The sequence below is a fragment of the Nostoc mirabile CHAB5784 genome (genome assembly GCF_020829645.1).
Lineage (GTDB): Bacteria > Cyanobacteriota > Cyanobacteriia > Cyanobacteriales > Nostocaceae > Nostoc > Nostoc mirabile.
On the sequence record NZ_JAIVFS010000003.1, the window covers coordinates 200,139 to 223,046 of the forward strand.

Below are 22,908 nucleotides of genomic sequence, written 5' to 3' on the forward strand. Positions count from 1 at the left end.
AAATGACTAAGGACATTATTTATATGAGAGTTTAATATTTTACAGCTTCAAGGTAATTGGCAAAAGAGGCGAATTGCCTGCCAAATTTCTTCCATAACATTACCCAAGGCGTGATCGCTGTCGAGTTCGACTAACTCCACCCAAGGACGCGAACGCCCAAAGTTACGACTGGCTTCGATGGGGATGACTTCATCGTTTTTTCCATGCAAAATCAGGGTGGGAATAGGACGTTGCAAAAACTTCTCTTGGTATTGGGCAGCATCTGTAACGAAATCGTAACTTAAGGGAAGCTTTCGCTGCTCCCCATAGTGGTAGACCATGATATATTTTTCTTGCTGCCAACGCTTTACTTCTTCATCGCCTAGCTTGGGTAACCAATGGGATAAAAACTCAAAAGCTGGTGCTAGCAGCACAAGACGTTGTACTTGTAAATATTGCTGTCCCAAGTGGGCAGTGGTCAAGCCGCCTAAACTTGAGCCAATGAGCGTTACTGGCGTAGAATTATTACTGAATTCTGCGGCAACTTGAGTAATCTGACGAGTGATTGTCAACTGCGAAAAATCGCCAGCATTTAGATCGGGAATTTTTAGCTTTGTGTGAATTTGGGCAAAGCGATCGCCTATATCCCGCGCTTTGGTAGAATTAGGGCTGGAAGCGAAACCGTGCAAGTAAATATACTGGGTGCACATTAAAGTTTTCCCGTTAGGTCGTCTTTAGTCATTTGTCAATTGTGATTTCAAAGGACAAATGACAAATGACAAATGACCTAGTTATCGCATTGTGACAAATTCTTCCGCTACTGAGGGATGGATACCAACGGTGGCGTCAAAGTCTTTTTTAGTTGCACCCATCTTCACAGCGATCGCTACACCTTGAATTATCTCACCAGCATTTTCACCCACCATGTGAGCGCCTAGCACTTTGTCAGTGTTGCTATCAACCACCAACTTCATCATTGTCTTCTCTTGCTTACCAGTCAAACTATAGTACATGGGGCGAAAGCGAGTGTGAAAAATTTTGACGGCATCACCGAGTTTTTCCCGTGCTTCGGCTTCAGTCCAGCCGACTGTAGCGGCTTCTGGGGTAGAAAATATGGCTGTGGGAACAGTTTCGTGACTGAATTCGCGGCGGTTATTGCCAAATTCACTATCTGCAAAGGCTCGTCCCTCGCCAATGGCGACGGGAGTTAAATTGATTCGGTCAGTGACATCGCCAACGGCAAAGATGTTCGGTTGATTAGTTTGACTATATTCATTGACTGCGATCGCATTTGTGGTATTGTACCCTGGCCCTTCCATAGAAGTAGCAACAACATCAACCCCAGCGTTTTCTAAACCTAGTCCATCTACATTGGGAGTTCGACCAGTCGCCACTAAAAACACGTCGGCAATTACTGGTTCTTGGTCTTCTCCTGATAAAGTCAGTTTAAAACCTTCCGCCACGCGTTCAACTGTTTTTACCACATTATTCTTAATCAGCCGAATTCCGTGGTTCGTCATCCCCTCTTCAATTTCTGTACGGATGTCCTCATCAAACCCCTTCAAAATCTTTTCACCTCTGGTAATTTGTGTCACATTAGAACCCAAACCACGCATGATACAGGCAAATTCTGTGCCAATATAACCAGCGCCAAGAATGACGATGTGTTTTGGTTGTTCTTTTAGATGAAAGATTTCGTTGGAGGTAATGCCATATTCCATCCCTGGTAAATCTGGTTTGATGGGACGCCCGCCAACAGCAATTAAAATTTTATCTGCTGTAACTTTGCGTCCATCCACTTCTACTGTATGAGTGTCTACCAATGTGGCGCGACCAGAAATTAGTTCTACTCCCGCTTTTTCTAAAAAGCTGATATGTAGTTGCGACAGTCGCCGAACTTCCTTATCTATAGATGTAATGAAATATTCCCAGTCTAACTCGGCATTATCTACTTTCCAGCCATAGCCTGAAGCTTCACTGAACAGTGCAGGAAAGTGAGAACCGTAGACCATGAGTTTTTTGGGAACGCAACCGCGAATCACACAAGTGCCACCAACTAAATCATATTCTGCGATCGCCACTTTTGCCCCATAGCTAGCCGCCCGTTTGGAAGCCGCCAAACCTCCAGAACCCGCACCAATTACAAACAGGTCGTAATCAAAAGTCATAAATTTATGTCTCTTTAGCAATAAGTCAGTTCCTGGGAACTTACACAGAAAACGTCATTGAACTATATGAGGATATCCGGTGAACCCTGTGTAAGTCCTGTCCTTGATTTAATCTAGCGTTAGCAGATGTTCTCTGGTCGTAGGGAATATCACTTTTTGCTTTAGTTGCTGTAGGGGCAGTAACTAAAATTGTTTGTCATGGTTCTGCCTCTGGTTTCGGGCATAAGTCTGTGCTACTGCGTTGGAGCACCTAAGTCCTACACTACTTACGCAAAATTATGACAAAACGAACCGCGTTCGGCATTCGCAGAGCATCTTGTACTCCCATTAGCAGTTTTATGTGCTTGGAAGGTCAGTTGGGGTTACGGGTGTTGGCTCAGTTGGGGTTACGGGTGTTGGCTCAGTTGGGGTTACGGGTGTTGGCTCAGTTGGGGTTACGGGTGTTGGCTCAGTTGGGGTTACGGGTGTTGGCTCAGTTGGGGTTACGGGTGTTGTCTCAGTTGGGGTTACGGGTGTTGGCTCAGTTGGGGTTACGGGTGTTGGCTCAGTTGGGGTTACGGGTGTTGGCTCAGTTGGGGTTACGGGTGTTGTCTCAGTTGGGGTTACGGGTGTTGTCTCAGTTGGGGTTACGGGTGTTGGCTCAGTTGGGGTTACGGGTGTTGGCTCAGTTGGGATTACGGGTGTTGTCTCAGTTGGGGTTACGGGTGTTGTCTCAGTTGGGGTGTTGGGTGATTTCGCAGTTGGGGTGTTGGGTGATTTTTCAGTTGGGGTGTTGGGTGATTTTTCAGTTGAGGTGTTGGGTGATTTCTCAGTTGAGGTGTTGGGTGATTTCTCAGTGGGGCTATTAGGACGAGTTAGCCGCATTTCAATTACTCCCTCGCCTTTTATCGGTGGCTGTGCTTTCAAAGCCGCAGTAGTTTCGGCTTGAACACTGGTGATTGCTGGATCAGATGTAGGCACTGGACTTTGCCTGTCCAAATCAAGTTCCCGAACCAGTTCGCTATTTTCATAAAAATTTCTCAGATCAAAATCATATAAGTTCTGAAATTTCCCTTTAATTAGAATTATCATCTGCCCTGCTTCCAGCACCTTAGTTTCACCTTCCTTGTTAGAAACTTCAATGCCGCTATTTGTCAGCGCACCCACAATCGTGGTGTCTGTTTGTTGGTCGTAACGTACAAATAATGCTGAACCACGAATTGCGGCTGCTGCACTTGGCGTTTGTATACGTGTTTGCCCCCTTCCTGGTGGGATGAGCAGCAACACAGTCCCATTTGACAGTTTAAAGTCACGAGTCTTCGGCAAAAATTGAAATAACGCCTGTTCTCCAACTCGTGCCAAAGAGCCATCATTGAAACGCAAATCTGCTAGGGAAGCTCGACCAGTTGACAGCCCGTCCCCAGGAGTCATTGCATCTAATTTGCGTGCAGGACGTTTCTTCAGTTTATCTTTAGGTATCAGTTGTACCATGTTGCGGAGATCCTGAATCTTTGCTTGCGTCAAAGGGGTTATGGCACTTACCTTATTTGGTAAAGGCAGTACTATAACTCCCCATAAACCAATCACTACCAATGGAAAGGATTTATAGAACATAGTTTGAGAACTTGTGATTTTCAACTAAATTTAAAGTTTAAGCTGTTGATAATTTTTATAGCGAGTTTATTTAGTAAATTTATTTGTGCTTTAGCCTACATTTAATAGATAAAATAGGCAAAAAATCAATTATGTGTTTAATTGATTAAGTTTTTTATGAAACTGGCATTAGATACAATAGACCTCTTCAAAAATAATTTATGGTACAATACAAGGTTTTAAAAATATGCTTTCTATCTCAATCAGACATACCAATGAGGTCACATAGGTTATCAGTATAGATTTTGATATGCATTTTTATAAAACTTATCATCATACCACAAAATAATTATGCAAGAGGTCTAATAAAGTCTGCGGTAGATTTCAATATTAGTACTTGATATCAACAATTAAATAAGGAGTATTTTACAAATAATCCATTTTAATCAGATCAGCGACAGGGACAAAAAGTTGTTATAAATCTGTTGTGAAATGACTCACTGCCTGTATTTCACTAAATTTTAACATAAGCTGTAACTGTATCCGATCATCTCAGTTTTGCAAAAGAATCTGCGGAAAAATCCGAAAAGCAGCAATTTCTGTTTGTAGTTTTAGTATATACCTACAAAGCTAAGATAGATGTACTCAATTGTATATTCTGAGCCGGAACTTCTAATACAGCTTGTCGGTCTACATTTGCCAAAGGCGATCAACGCAATCTAAACAGATGCGACTCAAAAACTGGAAGAATTTGTTTTTTTGTATTTTGTTAGCTTCCAGTGGTGGAAGCTGGTGTTGCATTAGAGTAGATGCGGCAGAATCTGCAAATACAGATATTTGGCATTCTAAAAATTTAGCAAGCACACAGGAAAATTATCAGCTATGTCAGAACTTGGAGCAAGAGGTAATTAACTCTTTATGTAAGCAGTCCAGTGAGTCGCATCCTTTAAACTTGCAGATGCCGTTAAAGAAGAGGCAAGTGAGCAGGGAACTCTTAGCTGGGAAGATAGTTCAGATGGGGATTCGACCTTACCTGTTGCGCCAGCTTCCCGTAGGGTACGATAACCAGTTAATAGAAGTGGAGGATTCAGACTCATGTTCCCCCCTTCATTTCCACGACAGGAGGAAGGGGTCATTTCCCCCTACCTCCTGCCCCCTCTCCCCCAATCCCCACTCCGTGGGGGCCCCGAGTCCCCCTACCTCTTCGTTAAAGCTGACGCAGCAAACACCCGAAACTACTCAAGCCCCAGACACAACCGAAGAACCTGGGGATACTCAAAACCAAAATGACCCACCACAGCTAGAATTGCAGCCAAGTGATTTGCCTACATCTCCTCCAGACTCAAAAGAGGAACTGTTGAATGCACCCGAGATAAATCAGTCCCAAAGGCTAGAGAGGCTAATGCAGCTGCTACAATTGCCAAAACAGCCACCTGAATCTGATAGCGATCGCGAATTGGGGTTGCGGGTGCGATTACGACCCCTAGAACAGCCTACTTTGCCACCAACAGAACAACCCGTTGCTAAGTTTCAACCTATAGGCTATCTACAAGGGCGTCTAGCCTACTTCCAGACGAGTAATATTTTTTCCTCAAAGGATATTCCTATAGAAGATGGTTTAATTTTTTCTGGACTGACGTTAGCCTCTGCATATTTCCCTTTGGGAGCTAAGACTTTTTTAAACGGCTCAATTGATGGCAATCTCATTCGTTATATCAATCAGTCACAATACGATTACAACCAGGTGAGATTTAATCTCAGTATTTACCAGCAGCTATCGCAGCGAATGTATGGAGAAGTTAGTTGGAGCAATCAACAGTTATTTCATGCCAACAACAGCGATCACCTGGATAGCTTCAAAACAGGCGATCGCTTTTTAAATGAGAATTCTTTGCAAGTGTCTTTAGGACGGCGAGATCCCCTAACTTCAAAATTAATATTAAATAGCTTTTACGAATTGAGTGTAAATTTTGCTAATCCCCAAAGTCGCGATCGGATAATCAATTCCTTTTGGGTGTCTCTGAACTACTACTTGCAAAAGCCTCTCCAGGTTGGTATTGACTACCAGGTGAATTTTTCGGACTTTACACAGCGCGATCGAGAAGACCAATTTCATCGGCTATTCGGGCACTTAAATTACCGAATATCTGATAACAGTAATATGAATGTGCAAGCTGGAGTCAGTTTAGGTAGTTCAACCGCCGAAAACATTGATTTTGATGGCTGGTTTTTCAGTATTAATTACAGTTTGCAATTAGGTCAGTTTTGAAATTTGTCCTTTGTCCTTTGTCATTTGTCAAAAACTAATGACTAATGACCAATGACTAATGACTAATGACTAATTACTAATCCAATCACTCCAGCTACCAGCATAAAGTTTACCCTTGCTAATGCCAGCTAATTCTAAAGAAAGTAAATTTACGCAAGCAGTAACGCCAGAACCGCAATAAACCAAGATTTCTTCGGCTGTTTCTAGCTGTTCCCAGCGACGGCGTTGTTCTGGTTGAGGCAGTAGGTAGCCGGAAGAGTCTGTAACTTCTTGCCAAGGATAGTTGACTGCACCGGGAATATGTCCGGCAATTTTATCAATTGGCTCTCGTTCACCTCGGTAGCGATCGCTTTCTCTTGAATCTACCAATACTACTTCATGGCTATCTTTCCGGCTTTTCACCTCTGTAATATCTACCACCTTTTCTATTTGTACTTGAGCTACAAATGTACCCATCCGGGGTTGAGGAACGACATCCGTAACAGGATACCCAGCTTTTTGCCATCCAGCAAAGTTTCCATCCAGTACTGCTACTTGCTCATGCCCTAGATAGCGCAAAAGCCACCATAGACGAGCCGCAAAGGCAAAGCGCGAATCATCATAAGCTACAACTAAACTTTTTTGGTAATTTACCCCAATCGCTGCCAATTTGTTAGCTATATCATTGGGGTTAGGTAAAGGATGTCTCCCACCATGCTTACCCACTGGACTGGAAAGATCCTGATTCAAATCTAGATAATATGACCCATTTATATGACTTGTTTGGTACTGTTGCTGCCCTAGTTGTGGATCGGCTAGAGAAAAGCGACAATCCACAATAACGATTTGCGGATCTTCTAGATGTTCAAACAGCCAAGCTGGCGAAACAACAAATTGGGGGTTGGGCATAGGGCATGGGGCATTGAGTAAAACAGTTCCTCTTTTCCTCTTTTGGGAGTTCTGAGTCAATAAGTTAGATTTCCTACTCAGCATCGGCTAAACGCCCAGCTACCGCTAACAGCACTCAGTACTCCTGAAGGGCATTGGTCATTATTTAGTTTTATTTGTAAAATGTCAGACTTAGAAAATTTTACACCTAAGTTAACAGCAGATGGTTCTTTCACCTTTGTCTCTCAAGAATTTGGTGAATCCTTTCACAGCCATTATGGTGCGAAGCAGGAGAGTTTTTTCAAGTTTGTGGAACCTACTCAACTGACTACAGCCGCCCAAAAACCAGTGTTGCGACTATTGGATATTTGTTATGGTCTAGGATATAACACAGCTGCTGCAAAGCAAGACAATTTGGGCAGTGAATCCTAGCTGTTGTGTTGAAGTAATCGGTTTAGAACTGAATCCAGCAGTGCCACAAGCGGCGATCGCTCATCACTTGTTCGACAATTGGAACTGTAACTATATTGAAATTTTGTCCCAGCTAGCAAATGATCATCAAGTGCAAACACCTTGTCTAAAAGCAAAGCTATTAATTGGCGATGCTAGAACTACGATAACAGTTCCATGCCCTACTACGTCAGTCAGGTTTCTGGGCAGATGCAATTTTCCTCGATCCCTTTTCACCACCTCAATGTCCTCAATTATGGACTGTTGAATTTATTAAACAACTGTCATTGTGTTTACATCAAGATGGTTTATTAGCCACCTATTCTTGTGCTGCTGTACGCACAGCACTTTTGTCTGCTGGTTTGGCGATCAGTTCTACCCCACCTGTGGGAAGGCGATCGCCTGGTACTCTGGCAGCCCATTCTGGGAGTGCTGAGTTGAAAGTGCTCCCTATCCTCTCACAAGCTGAAAAAGAACACTTGCTAACCCGTGCTGCTATTCCCTATCGCGATCCTGGATTAAGCGATTCACCCGAAGTCATAGTGATGCGGCGACAACAAGAGCAACAAGCCTCTTCACTCGAACCTACTTCCCATTGGCGAAAAAGGTGGCTATTGGGAACACAAGGCAGAGATTTTATGGAAACTAGTGGTCTGTCCCATTAGTTACGATGGGTGAAAAAGTTCGTAGTCAGGACTTTAGTCCTAGATTTTTAAGCACGCTTTGTGATTACTACGAACCCCTAGCCTGTAGTTCAGTTTTTGGTAGTATTCAATACTACGTAATAGTTGACAGTAATAAAATATTGCTATAACTGAGTAAGTAAAAAGCTATACACATAATGATTACCATAAAGACTTAACATTCAAAACCGGGTATCTCGATATAAAACAAGCAATTACAAGGCTTTTTAGTGCCGCTAGATGAAAAAATAGCCGTAGAAAACCTGATTTAAGATTTGTGCCAATTGATCATACTGGAATTAGAAGCAAAACAAAAAATTTGACAACAAGATACCCCTTGTTTGTAACATAAAAGATACATGCTGCGAAAAACTTAGATACGTAGCTTGACATAATGCATAATCCTTATTAAAACTCTGGCTCAGATATAGTTGAATATTAAATTTGTTTTTGAAATCTGACACTGTTAACTTGTGCAAAAAACTGGAGTGGCTTTGTGATTCAATGGAAATCCAACCATACAGGCTTTACAGAACAAATTGTTAGTGACCCAAACCCCATTAGCAGAGTGAAGAGTATCGGTTCAAATCATGCCGTAGGATCGCAAAATAATGCGGAGGCTTATTCTTTAGGCTTATCTCAAGAAGACCTTATGCTTAAAGATACCCAAGCAGTGTCTTCTTGGATAAAAGTTGATGTTAATTGTGGTGATGATTCATTGGTTTCTAGAACACTACAAGCTAAAGGTTCTAAAGTGAATGGGTTTGATTTAGATCCGCCGAAGGTTTTAGTAGTTGACGATCATGCCGCCAGTCGCATGACTGCTGTTGCCCTCTTGGGGATGGAAGGATACGAAGTGATTGAGGCGGATAGTGGTTCCACTGTTGTAGGATTGGTAACTCAAAAACAACCAGATTTGATTTTGCTGGATGTGATGATGCCAGGAATGGATGGATTTGAAGTGTGCCAATTACTCAAGCAGGATGAGCAGACTAGGCTAATCCCAGTGATTTTTATTACGGCGTTAAATGACAGGCGATCGCGTATTCGGGGAATTGAAGTTGGGGCAGATGATTTTCTCACCAAACCCTTTGATCGTGTAGAACTGGCGGCACGTGTAAAGTCCTTAGTACGGCAGAAGCGTCTGAACGAAGATTTAGACCATGCCGAACAAGTACTATTTTCTTTTGCCATGTCGATTGAAAGCCGCGATCCCAATACAGGCGACCATTGTGAACGCCTGGTAAAATTGGGACAAGCTTTTGGTGAATACCTCAATCTTTCACACTACCAAATTCGAGATTTGATGCGGGGCGGTTATCTTCACGATATTGGTAAGGTGGGTATTCCCGATGGAGTGTTGCTGAAAAAAGGCAAACTCACCCCCGAAGATTGGCAGATCATGCAGCAGCATGTTTTGATTGGAGAAAAAATCTGCCAGCCACTACGCAGTATGCGCGGTGTAATTCCCATTATTCGTCATCACCACGAACGCTGGGATGGCTCAGGCTACCCTGATGGACTCAAAGAGGATGATATTCCCTACCTGGCGCAAGTATTTCAGTTGATTGATATTTACGATGCCCTAACCAGCGAACGACCTTACAAAAGAGCTTTTACTTCAGCAGAAGCACTTTTAGTGATGCAAAAAGAAACTGATTCAGGTTGGCGTAATCCCAAACTAATGCAGCAATTTGCCGAGTTTATTGTCTCCTGTTATGAAAAAGAGTAGGTAGTAAAAAATTTTGTAGCTGCCGAGATCAGCGAAAATTGGTATAATCCTGACTCATTGTATATTTGAGTCTTCTATGATTAGCTGGTATGAATTGAGCCGATATTTTAAAGTACCAACAGCATTAATCATAATTTCACTGATAGCTGATAGCTAATTATGGTAGTTGTAGCAATTCTAGCGGCGGGACGCGGCACACGGATGAAATCACGCTTACCCAAGGTTTTACATTCTTTGGGTGGGCGATCGCTAGTTGAGAGAGTTCTCGAAAGTGTAGAACCACTTTCGCCCTCACGGCGAATCGTGATTGTAGGATATCAGTCTGAGGAAGTGCAAGCCGCGATGCATTCAATTAAGAGCTTGGAGTTTGTCGAACAGACTGTGCAACTAGGGACAGGTCATGCCATCCAGCAATTACTTCCTCACTTGGAAGACTACACTGGGGATTTGCTGGTACTTAACGGCGATTTACCGTTGATACGTAGCGAAACCCTCAAGCAGATGTTACAAACTCACGCCCGAAATCAGAACGCCGCCACTATTCTTACCTCCCATTTACCCGACCCTACGGGCTACGGGCGAGTTTTTTGTAACGATGAAAATATTGTGCAGCAAATGGTCGAACACAAAGATTGTACTGCTGCTCAAAGACAAAATCACCGGATTAACGCTGGAGTTTACTGCTTCCGTTGGCCAGATTTGGCAAAGGTGCTTCCCCACCTACAAGCAAACAATGCTCAAAAAGAATACTATCTCACTGATGCCGTGACTCAAGTGGGAAAAGTTATGGCAGTGGATGTGGAAGATTACCAAGAAATTCTCGGCATTAACGATCGCTTGCAATTGGCAACAGCATACGAAATTTTGCAAAAACGAGTCAAGGAAAAATGGATGCTGGCGGGTGTGACTCTTATCGATCCTACAAGCATCACCATTGATGAAACAGTGGAATTACAGGCGGATGTAATTATTGAACCCCAAACTCACCTGCGGGGAAATACAGTGATTCAATCAAGTTGTCACATTGGCCCGGGAAGTTTAATTGAAAATAGCCAGTTGGCTGAAAATGTCACGGTGCAGTACTCAGTGGTAATAAATAGTACTGTGCAGGCGGGAAGCCGAATTGGCCCTTATACTCATTTGCGCGGTCAGGTACAAGTCGGTGCTGGTTGCCGTGTGGGGAATTTTGTGGAATTGAAAAATACTCAATTAGGCGATCGCACAAATGCAGCACATTTGTCGTATATAGGTGATACCGTCGTCGGCAATCAGGTGAATATTGGTGCCGGTACAATTACTGCCAATTATGACGGCGTGAAGAAACACCGTACAAAAATAGGCGATCGCACGAAAACTGGCGCCAATAGCGTTTTAGTGGCTCCACTCACCTTGGGAGATGATGTCTATATCGCAGCTGGTTCTACAGTCACAGAAGATGTGCCTGATGATTCTCTGGTGATTGCCCGTAGTCGTCAGGTGGTGAAACCAGCTTGGCGCAAGAAGAGCCAATAAAGCGATAATTAAATCATCAGATTAGCTGATTCAACTAAAGGTAAAAGATGAGGAAAACAAAACAATTTACCGCGATTATTGAGCGTGAAGAAAAGGGCTATGTATCGCTTTGTCCAGAATTAGATATTGCTAGCCAAGGTGACACTATCGAAGAAGCACGCAGTAATTTGGTTGAGGCATTGGAATTATTTTTTGAGACAGCTGACCCCTCTGAAGTCCAAGATCGGCTAATTACAGAAATCTTTATTACACGCCTAGAGGTAAGTGTTGGGTAAGCTGCGCGTTCTTTCGGGTGAGGAAGTGTGTCAAATTTTAGAGATGTATGGTTTTGTGCAAGTACGCCAACACGGTAGCCATATTATGATGCAGCAGCGAACAGAAGACTCAACTATAACCGTTCCTGTTCCTAATTATGACGAGCTTCGTGTCGGCACTTTACGATCTATTATTCGCCAGTCAGGATTGCCACGCGCTCTTTTTGAGGTGAATTAGCAGAAGGTGCAGGTTGAGCAATCTCATAGTGATAATGCACCCTTGTATCTTAGTTATTTCACCGCTCAAGTACAATCAAATGGTTTGTATGGTTTTAGCTTGTTCCATTTGAGTCATCAGAGCAAGACAAACACAATTTAGTATGGAAGAACTGCTAGAACTTAGGCAACTTCTAGAACAAGGCAAAATCCATGAGGCGCTGCTGTTGGTGGATGAGTTAGAAGAAATGAGCCTCGGCGACAAAATCAATAAAATTGATAGTTATGGTGTAATTCTTCTTATTCATTTAATTAAACAAAAGGCTGAAAAACGTTCTACTCGCTCTTGGGATGTTTCGATAGAAAATACGGTGCGTGAAATCAACAAAATAAACAAGCGCCGCAAATCCGGTGGTTTTTACTTGAATCAAGCAGAATTAATCGATATTCTGCAACAAGGATATCAAGTGGCATTGAAAAGGGCGGCGCTAGAAGCTTTTGAAGGGCGTTATGAAACCGAAGAATTAGCCGTAATGGTTGATGAACAAGAAATCTTAACTCAGGCGCTAGAATTGATTCAAAAATAACTTAAGCTAGACGATTTTCACAAAAGTGAAATGCTCCCCGAGCGTGTTGGATCAAAAGCTTCGCAGGTTTTGATAAATCCAATGATGTGATTAATGGTCAAGGAGGTAATGACATCATTAATGCCTTCAGTGGCAATGACCTGTTGCGGGGCGGGTCAGGCGATGATATTCTCATCGGTGGAGAAGGTAATGATACTCTTGTGGGTGGATTCGGCAATGATATTCTCGTTGGTGGTGTAGGTGCTGACTCTTTCCTTTACAACACCGATGCTGCTTTTGCCCTGACTGCTATTGGTGTAGATGCGATCACTGACTTTAACAGTTCCCAAGGTGACAAGATTGTACTGGAGAAAACTACCTTTAGTGCAATTACCTCTGCTGTGGGAACAGGTTTTAGTAACTTGAGTGATTTTCAAGTGACTAATTTAGCAGGGACTAGCACAGCGAAAATTGTCTACGATGCTGTGAGTGGGCAATTATTCTACAACCAAAATGGCAGTGCGGCGGGTTTTGGCAGTGGTGGTCTATTTGCAACTCTAACTGGTGCGCCAACTCTTACGGCATCAGATTTTCTGTTGCAAGCGTAGTTTGCTCAAAACACGGAATGTCGAGTTCGGAACACGAAACTCCGAGTTCGGAACACGAAACTCCGAGTTCAGAACACAAAACTCCGAGTTCAAAACATGAAACTCCGAGTTCGGAACAGGAAACGTCGAGTTCGGAACAGGAAACGTCGAGTTCAAAACATGAAACTCCGAGTTCGGAACACGAAACTCCGAGTTCAGAACATGAAACGTCGAGTTCAGAACACGAAATGTCGAGTTCAAAACATGGAACTCCAACTTCAGAAACTTGAAGCTTATTTCTTCACTAACAACTCTGGGCTACTTAGATGTGGGAATCATAACTAATTACCCGGTCAACAATAGCCAATTAATTCACTATCATTCCACTCCAAGGTGTCACCAATTTTTTCGCCGTCGTGGTAGGCGGCGAGTAAGATTTCGCTGGTTTTACCCCAAGCAATCGCTCCACTAGCATCTAAAGCGATCGCTCCCAAATCCCGTTTGTTCTGGTACGCTTCTCCAAAGGATCGCTGCATGGCCTCCTTCAGAGACATCCCATCAGTGACACGTACTACAATCCGGGGAGCTAGACACTCATCAATGATATCTTCGCCAATGCCAGTACAGCTAACACCCGCATTACTAGTAGCATAATTACCTGCTGGCATCGCAGAATCACTTACCCTGCCAATCCGCTCAAAGCCCTTACCACCAGTAGAAGTGCCAGCAGCTAGCCTACCAGATGCATCTAAAGCTACCACACCGATAGTCCCGCGTCCGGCATTGCTGGTTTCTACCAGTTCGGGTTCTGCTACCACGCCAGCCATTGCGCTTTTAAAATTATCCTGGCGCTCTTGTATCCACTCTTGTAACCGCAAATCAGTTAAAGCGTTATAGCTGGGAAGTTGCATTTCCCGCGCCAATTCAGCCGATCCGAAATCTGATAGCACTCGGTCTGGGGAGTTTTGTAAAAATTGTGCCAACTCAATGGGATTTTTTACCCGCGAAATATTAATTACACCACTAAACCGCCCTAATGCGCCATCCATCAGAGAAGCACTCATGCGGATTTGCCCATCAGATTGTAGTACTGAACCAGTACCAGCATTAAAGCGGGGGTTATCTTCGAGCATTTGGCAACCATGCACCACCGCCTCAGAGGCAGTTGCTCCGCATAATAGTAGAGAATAGACTTCTTCTATTACTGTATGGAGCGATCGGCGTACCGCCTCCAGTCCTCCTTTACCGTGGAGAGAACTACCAGCCCCCCCATGAATAATTAATTTAGGTTGCACCTGTGACTCCATTAATCCCTTGCGCTATTTGCGTCTGTATTGCGGTTTGTTTCATTGGGGACTGGGGATTAGGGATTGGGGATTGGGAAGAATTCATTCCCCAGTTCCCAGTCCCCAGTCCCCAGTCCCTTTAAGTTTTCGCTTCAGAACGGCGACGACGACAACGTTCTGAGCAGTATTTCACATCGTCCCAGCAATCTTGCCACTTTTTACGCCATGTGAAAGGACGTTGACATACCGGACAAATTTTTGTCGGTAGGTCAGATTTAGAACGAACACGTCCCATATAAATACTCTGTATATGAGAATTTTATTTCTGAGAGATGGAAAATAATTATAACCAGTTTGCTAGGAAGGGAGGATACTTTCGGCGAACAAATGTAATGTCAATCTATCCTTAGACTTATTTTTTAGCTACGTCTCTAGGAATATAGAACTATGAATAGATGACTCAACTCTCAAGTAAGTCTGTAAATTTTTCCAGAGAGGGGTTTTCGTAGCATTGTCAAAGAAAAAGAGAAATACTGACAAAATTATATGTAGTGTATATGTATTAAATAAGTCTTACAACTATAAACTAGAAAAGTGAGCAAGTTTTGGTCTGGAAAGTGAGTAATATGAGCTAATAAACTGTGAGGCACTTCGGTAATAACCGCATTCTTTACGCATACAATACTAGAGACAAAACACCTCAACAAGGGCAACTATGAGAATAAATGCTCAGAACCTCAGCTCTTTTATACCAACTGAAGGCTTGGTATTTATAGATAAACTAGTGCAAAATATGGTATTTTTTCGGATCAAGCGATCGCTATATTGGACTAAAGCTACTCGTTTTTTTCGTCCCATAGTGGCATTTGTCGCTATTTTGCTCGTAGTCCTAATCTATGCAACCCCTCAAGCTTTGGCTTCAGACCACCAGGACACAATTTTTCTTGCCAGTAGGCTTACTGCTGCGGATCTCACAGATTTGTTTGTGTTTGAGAGTCCGACAAACCCCAAAAATGTTGTCTTAGTGATGGATTTCGACCCTCTGATCGTTTCTGGTGAAAACAGACCATTCGATCCAAATCTTCTTTATCAGTTCAAGATTGATAACACTGGCGACAGTATTGAAGATGTCGTACTTTAATTCAATATAAATGGTAAAGGCTCACAGCAAACGGTCACAGTGCGCGGCCCAAGTAGTCCAATCACAGTAGGAACAAAGTCAGCTTTGCTTCCAGTAAGTTGGACGGGGCAACTTAACCAAACATTCTCCGCATCTAACGGCATAAAGTTCTTTGTTGGCACACGCAAAGACCCGTTCTTTTTCGATCTGGAACAGTTCTTCAAAATCATCCCAGATCGTAATTATAATATTCAGCCTAATCTTAATCCTCCCTTCACAGTTCTTACCTTCAGACCACCTGGACAAGCACAAGACACTCTAGCCCCATTCAATGTTCACTCAATTATTGTCGAGCTACCCAGGAAACTGCTTGGTAGTGGCAAGATTGGTGCTTGGATAACAACTAGTGTTAGAACTCCTAGACTCAGAAACGGGAATTTAGCTCAGATTGAGCGGTTAGCAGTTCCAGCCCTGAATGAACTTTTTATGGACTACAAGGATCATAATAATAGTAATCTTCAGACACCAACACAGGACGCTAGCAATCAATCCCAATTCATTCAAGCCTTTGTTAAAGCAATCGGCAGACCTCAAGGCATAGCCGATGCAGTTATCTCAGTGGCGATTCCTGATGTTATCCAAGCAGACCTTTCTAAAGCTAGCGGTAGTTATTTTGGTACTCAGTTAGGTAAAAACTTTGGCGGCAGAAGACCAAAAGATGACGTAATCGATGTAACAGCATCTGTTGTCTTTGGTAATGCAGTTACAGGGATTACTACAGGACAAATTCCGGCGCTGACTAGCGATAATGTTGGGCCTAATAATGCTAACTTTCTTCCTACCTTCCCTTATTTAGGTAATCCTTTGTAAGGTTTATGCATCTACGAATACTATGGGTGTTAGTGCTGACTAGCCTAGTGGTTTTACTAAGACCCTGTGATACAGAAGCGCTAAGTTTAGGCTACACCAATAGTAATTTAGGCGCATATTCCTCTGCTGTGCAACTGCTGACTGTTAATTCTAGGCAGATATTACCAGTTCAGCAGTCAGATTTAGTCTTCCCCGATTATTTACAGCGATCGCATATTATCAGCGTCTATGAGGAGAAAGTTGCCCAATCTCCCAATTCCTCAATATTTTTACGTCTGTTAGCCGATCAATATTTGAGGCGCTTTCGAGAAATTGGAGATATAGACGATGTGTTACGAGCAGAACAAGCAGCACGTAGATCCCTAGCACTACAGCCGCTCCATAATGATATTTCTTCCATGCTCCTAGCATCAGCTTTACTATCTCAGCATCAGTTTCGAGAAGCTTTAGAAGTATTAAACGATACTCAAGATCCATCTCTTGATAATCCCAATATTGTCTCGCTCTTGGCATCGATTGAGATGGAGTTGGGTAATTATGAAGCAACTCATCAACTATTGCAAAACTTTGCACAGGAAGAATCGAACTCTGGTCATAACGCAGTTGTCGCCCGTTACTTAGAGTTAACCGGCAATCTAGCCTCGGCACGACAACTGCTAGATGAGGCTATGCAGGAGATGGACTCTTTCTACACGACAAGCGCAGAAACTCGTGCTTGGTTTCATGTGCGGACTGGGGATCTGGCTTTTGCAGCCGGGGATTTTGCCCTGTCTGAGCAGCGATATCGGGAAGCTCTTGACCTCTTCCCACGGCATATAGCTGCGTTTACAGGACTGGTCCGCCTCTATGCGGCACAGCATCGATGGCAGGATGCTCTGAATACCGCAAATCAGGGTATAGAACTGATGCCGTTGGTAGAAACGCTGGGGTACAAGGCTGATGCTCAACTAGCTCTGGGAGATCAAAAAGGCGCAGCTGAAACTGAAGATTTAATCGGGGTAGTAGCTTACCTGAGCAAGGTTAAAGGAATCTACGATCGCGCTTTGGCAGTCTACTACACCGAACACGGAATTCATTTAACAGAGGCTCTACAGATTGCCCGTAATGAAGTAGCAGTACGAGACGATGTATATGCAGAGGATACGTTGGCTTGGGCAGCTGCGGCTAATGGGCAATGGCAAGAAGCGCAAACGGCAGCACAACGGGCAACTCGCTTCGGGACAGAGGATGCTTTGCTGCAATTTCACGCTGGCATGATTGCGTTTCACTTAGGTAAGCGTGAGGAAGCAATCAAGCGACTAACTCAAGCTGTTAACCTCAATCCTCAATTTCATTACAAGTATGCTGATCAAGCTCGTCAAGTCTTGGCTAACTTAGTACCCTCTGTTTCTTTTCCCATTCCTAACGCTATAGGGAGTTCTTTATGAAAAAGCTGCTACATTACTTGGCTTGGAGTATTGCAATCATCGCAATATGTTTATTTTGGATGCCGAGGGCGGATGCCCATCCTTTAGGCAATTTTACCATCAATCACTACGCAGGAGTGCAAGTAACGCCAGATGGTGTGGGGATTGATTATGTTCTAGACATGGCAGAGATTCCGGCTTTTCAGGAAATTAATCACTTAGATACCAATCACAACCGCAAAGCTGAACCTGTAGAGACGGTTCAATACCCTGACCAAAAATGCCAGGAAGTCAATTCATATCTGGAACTGTCGATCAATAAACAGCCTTTAGCACTTTCTTTGAGCAAATCCACAATCGAATTTCCTCCAGGTGTGGGAGGATTATCTACACTGCGGCTTAGTTGTAATTTTCAGGGGACAACGGAGTTAGTAGGCGCGAATCAGTTAATCGAGTTTGAAGATCAGTTTTATCCACACCGCTTGGGCTGGCGTGAGATTACTGTGGCTGCAAATGGCGTTCCTATTCAAGGTGATTTCACCTCTTTGAGTATCACCAACCGCTTGAGAGATTACCCTACTGAGTTACTTAGCAGTCCTCTCGACCAGCGTCGGATTGACTTTAAACTCAATCCGTCTCTGACATCAAGTGAACAAGCGCCTCCACCGTCTGTTAAGTCATCCAGCCGCTTAGATAATGCTTTGACAGGAAGAAGCAACGATGTCTTCACTAGCCTAATTACCCAGGAAAATCATAATTTCCTGACTATTCTAATAGCTCTAGCGATCGCCTTTTTATGGGGTGGTTTACACGCCCTGTCCCCTGGTCATGGGAAAACGATAGTTGGTGCTTATTTGGTGGGTTCCCGCAGTAATGCCCAACACGCTCTATTCCTGGGGTTGATTATGACGATTACCCATACTGCTGGCATATTTGCTCTTGGGCTGGTCACTCTTGGCACATCCCAGTTCATCCTAACAGAGCAATTGTACCCTTGGTTAAGCGTACTCTCTGGTGTACTGGTGACTGTAATTGGTCTGAATTTATTTATCAGTCGATTGCAAGGGACTCAGGTTTCTCATTCACATGACCATGTACATAGTCATCAACACAGCTACGGCTTGCATCATCACCATCATCACCATCATCACAACCATGTACATCATGAGCATTCCCATTTACCGCCTCACGGTAATGGAAGTTCCATGAAGTGGTTTAGTCTACTAGCGCTGGGAATATCGGGCGGCTTGTTACCTTGTCCTTCAGCCTTAGTAGTGTTGCTGAGTGCGATCGCAATGGGACGAGTTGGCTTTGGATTAGCGTTGGTATCTGCCTTTAGCTTAGGTCTAGCAGCAGTACTAACTGGAATCGGCTTAATGCTAGTCTACGCCAAGGATCGGTTTGAGCATTTACCATTGCAGATACCCAGGATAAAAATGTTACCTGTGGCAAGCGCCTTATGTATCACCCTAATTGGCTTAGGCATTACTTCACAGGCTTTACTCGCTCATCTCTGGAACTAGATTTACAGCCCTGGCAATATTCCCTTGTCGCCGAAGCTTCTTCAATCGCCAGCGCAGTAATCTTTGGAATTTTTGATAGCAGCTTAATACTAAAATGCAAACTGAAAAAGCTAAAATCTGTCAACTAACCTCCGAATGAATCACCCAGATTTATTACTTACTTAACGAGCGATCGTCCGTTAAGGGCTTGATGTAAACTTCCAAAACTGGTAAGCAGCAACTAATTAGTTGCTGCTTGGATATGATGAGTTTGCCAGAAAATCTTACTTATTTTGAGGAAAATATGAAACGGTTTATCTTCATCTTTTTAATAACTGCTTTGTGCATAATAGGCTACTTTGAAATTAGCTTGTCAGAAGCTGAAAAACTTTTTTGGCTCAATCTGAGTCTTTGATACCAATTCTATGTAAGCCTACGCTTTCTTCACGTAGAAGCAATTCATCAATTGCTTCTACGGCGTGTATTTTTGCGTAAGTTATATAGTGCCATCTTTCAAAAGAAATGCTATGACATCCTGCTATGTAAAGTCTAATCATGGATCAATTTAATTACCCTAAATTTTGTTCACGCCCATGATTTTTTATCACGAGTGAAAAATCCGGGCTAAGAATCATGACCAACTAACGGCAACAACAAGCGGCTAACTACCCGATTATCTGGTAATTGATAGAAATTCAACTCTCCTCCTAGTTCCTGCATAAGGTTTTGACAAATTAGCAGATGTAAACCTGGCGGTTGGTCGAGTTTGGAGGGAGCAAGCACATCTTTAGGTGTATTATCATGTAGTTCTGTTAGTAGCTGTGGTTCGATCGCACCGTTGTATGTAATCGACAGTTCTAAAGATGTCTGATGTTCAGCCCCTCCACTTCCAGAAGAATGCTTTGAATCGTAGTTTTTAGATGCATCTAAACGGCGACACCAAATATCAATTCTGCCGCCGCTTTGAGAACGGTTACAGGCATTAACCAATAATTCATGGATAACTAACTCAATTTTGACAATATCACCAGCGATCGCCATTGCGGATTGAGCGCTGGAGGTAGGAACACCTCTGGCGAGTGAAGAATTTTTTGGCGATTGTTCCTCAATATGTTGTCCCAAACCATGTACACCAATCCACAGCTTTTGGTGTTTAAGTAAATTTTCAATGCGTTCGAGCGATCGCTTTAGTAAACTGGCTATGGGCATAGTTTCCCAACTTATATGTAGCTGCCATTGCTCAAGTTTTAGCATTCCACTCATGGAGGCGGCTGTATGGTCTAACTGCCGCAGCAATAGTTCGTAGCGCATCTGAGTCAGTTCATTAGCAGGAATACCCAAATCATGTATTTGTCTAAGCGATAGCGCCGTTATTCTTTGAATTTCCTCTAAGCGGCGATGTTTGTACCAGTTAAGTTGTCGTAATTCTTCTGTTGTAGACTCTAGAAGTCGGGTAATTTGCTTTTCACGACGCCACCAGGCTAATTGAGAAATTAAAGTTGCGGTTGCACTGAGGTTTTGTTCTGACCAGTGACGCTCTTGATAGTCTGCTAACAACACTACACCCGTAATTTCATAATCAGCATTGGTACGTAATGCCATCACCAAAATTTGACCTTTGTCTGGAGTATTCAACCATTTTCGAGTTTTGGGGGGTAAATTATCTACGTTCAAAGTCAGGTAACTCTCTGTGGCAAGTGCCCACTGAATTAAGGCTTCTGTGTGGATAGGAATAGATGCATCGGAAAAAATCCCAAATAGGCTATTGTCAACCACTCCAGGGATAATTTCTGCCCAACTTTCACCAGGTGACCAGGATAGCAGTACCGCTAAGGGACAACCCAGAATCGATGCTATTTGTTCGAGTGCTGTACGTTCTAAATGTTTTTTTTCTACCTCGATTTTGCTATTTTGGGATTGTGTCAGAATGCGTAGGCATTGCTCAAATGCCTGGGAAGTTTTTTGCTGCTGGGTGGTGCGGTTATGTAATTGCCACTGGCGAATAATTACACCAATCTGTTGACTAACGGCCCAGAGTAATTCTTTTTCAAGAGTTGTCCAAGAACGATGGGTGTCGTGAGTGATGACCAAAAGCGTTGCTGGTATATGATTGTGAGTGCATTTACAAATAAGTAGCGATCGCACTCCACTTTCTAACAACAAAGAACGCCAATTAAAAAAGCGTAAATCTTCATCTAAGTTCTCAATTTCCACCGCTTGAGTTGAACGTTGCAAAAGCTGCCCATCTAACTCTTTAAGAGTATTAAGGGCAAATGTCAACGGCCGGCGATTATAGGGCTGACTTTGGTAAATAAATTGATAATTATTCTGTTCAGGATCATACTGCAATAGCAAAAAGCGGGTGGCAGCTAATCGAGCTAAAACTCTCTTAGCACAGCTGTCTAAAGTTTCCTGAAGGTCATGTTCGCTATAGATACCTTGGGCAACCTGGCCAGTCAGTTGGGCATCCTCTTGAATCTGTTTGATAGTGTTTTCCATGCTTTCGGTAGTTGCGACTAGGGAAATTAAGCCAGCAGCACCTTGGACAAAATTTTTGTCTGTCTCCATCCAGATTCGAGGTTCATTGCTTTCCACCGCCAGAAAACCGAGCAAGTTCTTTTGCCAAATAATTGGAGCTGCCAAGAGCGATCGCACCTTCAGCCGTTGCAGTAATTTTGCCGTAAAATGGCTCTTTAAAGAACTGCGTGCATCACCAATTGAGACAATTTGGTTAACTGTCAAAGCATAATAAAAGTCGCTCAACTCCTGTACCGTCATTCCTGCTGCTTGCTGACTGCTAGAATTGCGATCGATTGTGACAAGCTGATTGCTCATCCGACACCAAAAGTAGCGCCCTTCTCGCTCAAACCAGTAAACATTTGTCCGGTTGGGAGAGACAAATTTATGAGTTGCTTGCACCGCAGCTTCTAGTCTTTGATTAAGGTTACTAAGGGTGCGTAAATTTTCTAGCAATTCTAATAATGGCTCGTCGGTTCGCTTGGTTTGCTTTTGCTGCAAATGCATTTCATTTTGATAAAGCACTGCCCCCAGTTCGCCTAAAACCATCATCAAACGTGCTTTTGTTTCCCCTGTCAGTAGGTAGCCCCAGCGTTCTGAACCGAGTAACAACACACCCAAGCAACGGTCTTTATAGCGAATTGGTAAAATAATCGTTCCTTGGATGTGGGATTTTTCGGCAATTTTTCGCCATTCGGGGGCGCGGATTTCAGTTTGTAAATCAGCTATGCCCAAGGGATGCTGTTCAATCACCACTTGCTCTAATAAATCCCCAGGACTGAGAACAACCCTTTGGCGTAAAAAGCTCGTGTCATGATCGGGTGTGATGCCCCCTTTGCCGAATAATATGTGATTCAGGCGATCGTAAAGAGCAATCCAAATCAGTCTGTAGTCAAACTGTTCTTTAAGATAAGAAATAGTAGTTTCAATCAGAACGTCAACATCATCTTCTTCTCTGAGGCTCTGGAGGACGCGCCCCAATGAGAGGATCTGCTGTTCGGCGGCTATAGGTTTTTGCGGCTGCCCCATCTGATTTATTGGTTAACATAACTTGTAATATATAAGATGCCCAGAAAAGTACCCTGAGTAATTAAGTGATCGCGCATTTTGCCCAGACGAGACTCTTAAATCAGTGAACTATAAACATTTATAACTTTATGACTTACGCACTGTACAAATGCATCGTGATGTGCATTAACTAAAATAGGTTATTTCAGGCTTTCTTAATTATCCTGCGATCGTAAATAGACCATGCTGTAGGGGCACAGCAATGCTGTGCCCTTACGAAAGATATGGTTTTTAACTTCCTTTATATTTGGTATTTCTTGTCAATGCGTAAGTCCTAAACTTTA

At 43.2% G+C, this 22,908-nt stretch carries 17 protein-coding genes and 2 pseudogenes; 12 read left to right on the plus strand and 7 right to left on the minus strand.

The features are described from left to right. Positions 1-47 precede the first annotated feature (47 nt). The 3 genes from LC653_RS04215 to LC653_RS46735 all read right to left on the minus strand — a co-directional run bounded on the left by LC653_RS04215 (position 48) and on the right by LC653_RS46735 (position 3,740). Positions 48-689 carry a YqiA/YcfP family alpha/beta fold hydrolase gene (locus LC653_RS04215; RefSeq protein ID WP_229492764.1) on the minus strand — a complete coding sequence of 214 codons (642 nt, stop codon included), beginning with the start codon at positions 687-689 and terminating at the stop codon, positions 48-50. Positions 690-770: 81 nt separating this feature from the next. Further along, positions 771-2,147, minus strand: a complete 1,377-nt coding sequence (gor, locus tag LC653_RS04220; RefSeq protein WP_229492766.1) for a glutathione-disulfide reductase — start codon at positions 2,145-2,147, stop codon at positions 771-773. Positions 2,148-2,483: 336 nt separating this feature from the next. Next, positions 2,484-3,740: a FecR domain-containing protein gene (locus LC653_RS46735; protein ID WP_229492768.1), complete on the minus strand. Its 1,257-nt coding sequence runs from the start codon at positions 3,738-3,740 to the stop codon at positions 2,484-2,486. Between the two features lie 706 nt (positions 3,741-4,446). Here LC653_RS46735 and LC653_RS04235 point away from each other — a divergent pair. Then, complete coding sequence (locus LC653_RS04235) at positions 4,447-5,988, plus strand: porin family protein (protein WP_443689787.1); 1,542 nt, start codon at positions 4,447-4,449, stop codon at positions 5,986-5,988. A gap of 69 nt (positions 5,989-6,057) precedes the next feature. On the opposite strand, the gene LC653_RS04240 is transcribed toward LC653_RS04235, so the two are convergent. After that, entirely contained in the window at positions 6,058-6,876 is an 819-nt protein-coding gene (locus tag LC653_RS04240; protein WP_229492770.1) for a sulfurtransferase, read from the minus strand. A 162-nt stretch (positions 6,877-7,038) separates the two neighbouring features. Between LC653_RS04240 and LC653_RS04245 the strand changes: the two are divergent. From LC653_RS04245 to LC653_RS04280, 8 genes and pseudogenes are all read left to right on the plus strand, one after another. After that, a pseudogene (locus LC653_RS04245) lies at positions 7,039-7,970 on the plus strand (tRNA (5-methylaminomethyl-2-thiouridine)(34)-methyltransferase MnmD). 514 nt (positions 7,971-8,484) lie between these two features. Further along, positions 8,485-9,720: a response regulator gene (locus tag LC653_RS04250; RefSeq protein WP_229492771.1), complete on the plus strand. Its 1,236-nt coding sequence runs from the start codon at positions 8,485-8,487 to the stop codon at positions 9,718-9,720. Between the two features lie 159 nt (positions 9,721-9,879). Continuing rightward, positions 9,880-11,232, plus strand: coding sequence for a bifunctional UDP-N-acetylglucosamine diphosphorylase/glucosamine-1-phosphate N-acetyltransferase GlmU (gene glmU / locus LC653_RS04255; protein WP_229492772.1), 1,353 nt, complete (start codon positions 9,880-9,882; stop codon positions 11,230-11,232). Between the two features lie 47 nt (positions 11,233-11,279). Continuing rightward, positions 11,280-11,507, plus strand: a complete 228-nt coding sequence (locus LC653_RS04260) for a type II toxin-antitoxin system HicB family antitoxin (RefSeq protein ID WP_229492773.1) — start codon at positions 11,280-11,282, stop codon at positions 11,505-11,507. Then, a complete protein-coding gene (locus LC653_RS04265; protein ID WP_229492774.1) occupies positions 11,497-11,724 on the plus strand; it encodes a type II toxin-antitoxin system HicA family toxin in 228 nt (75 codons plus the stop codon). The genes LC653_RS04260 and LC653_RS04265 overlap by 11 nt, the downstream gene beginning before the upstream one ends. Positions 11,725-11,866: 142 nt before the next feature. Next, positions 11,867-12,289, plus strand: a complete 423-nt coding sequence (locus tag LC653_RS04270) for a DUF29 family protein (RefSeq protein WP_229492776.1) — start codon at positions 11,867-11,869, stop codon at positions 12,287-12,289. An 86-nt stretch (positions 12,290-12,375) separates the two neighbouring features. Continuing rightward, positions 12,376-12,876: a calcium-binding protein gene (locus tag LC653_RS04275; RefSeq protein WP_229492778.1), complete on the plus strand. Its 501-nt coding sequence runs from the start codon at positions 12,376-12,378 to the stop codon at positions 12,874-12,876. 17 nt (positions 12,877-12,893) lie between these two features. Then, a complete protein-coding gene (locus LC653_RS04280; protein ID WP_229492780.1) occupies positions 12,894-13,145 on the plus strand; it encodes a hypothetical protein in 252 nt (83 codons plus the stop codon). Between the two features lie 63 nt (positions 13,146-13,208). On the opposite strand, the gene LC653_RS04285 is transcribed toward LC653_RS04280, so the two are convergent. Together LC653_RS04285 and LC653_RS04290 are read right to left on the minus strand one after the other, a co-directional pair. Continuing rightward, positions 13,209-14,162 carry an isoaspartyl peptidase/L-asparaginase gene (locus LC653_RS04285; protein WP_229492782.1) on the minus strand — a complete coding sequence of 318 codons (954 nt, stop codon included), beginning with the start codon at positions 14,160-14,162 and terminating at the stop codon, positions 13,209-13,211. A 118-nt stretch (positions 14,163-14,280) separates the two neighbouring features. Beyond that, positions 14,281-14,436 carry a DUF2256 domain-containing protein gene (locus LC653_RS04290; RefSeq protein WP_094341107.1) on the minus strand — a complete coding sequence of 52 codons (156 nt, stop codon included), beginning with the start codon at positions 14,434-14,436 and terminating at the stop codon, positions 14,281-14,283. A gap of 498 nt (positions 14,437-14,934) precedes the next feature. On the opposite strand from LC653_RS04290, the pseudogene LC653_RS04295 reads away from it, so the two are divergent. The 3 genes and pseudogenes from LC653_RS04295 (at position 14,935) to LC653_RS04305 (ending at position 19,060) form a co-directional block, all read left to right on the plus strand. After that, a pseudogene (locus LC653_RS04295) lies at positions 14,935-16,131 on the plus strand (DUF4331 domain-containing protein). Between the two features lie 5 nt (positions 16,132-16,136). Further along, positions 16,137-17,558: a tetratricopeptide repeat protein gene (locus LC653_RS04300; RefSeq protein WP_229492783.1), complete on the plus strand. Its 1,422-nt coding sequence runs from the start codon at positions 16,137-16,139 to the stop codon at positions 17,556-17,558. Next, on the plus strand, positions 17,555-19,060 hold the full coding sequence (locus tag LC653_RS04305; protein WP_229492784.1) for a nickel/cobalt transporter: 1,506 nt from the start codon (positions 17,555-17,557) through the stop codon (positions 19,058-19,060). Before LC653_RS04300 ends, LC653_RS04305 begins: the two co-directional genes overlap by 4 nt. Positions 19,061-19,663: 603 nt before the next feature. Here LC653_RS04305 and LC653_RS04310 read toward each other — a convergent pair. After that, complete coding sequence (locus LC653_RS04310) at positions 19,664-22,585, minus strand: sensor histidine kinase (RefSeq protein ID WP_229492793.1); 2,922 nt, start codon at positions 22,583-22,585, stop codon at positions 19,664-19,666. Between the last annotated feature and the right edge of the window lie 323 nt (positions 22,586-22,908).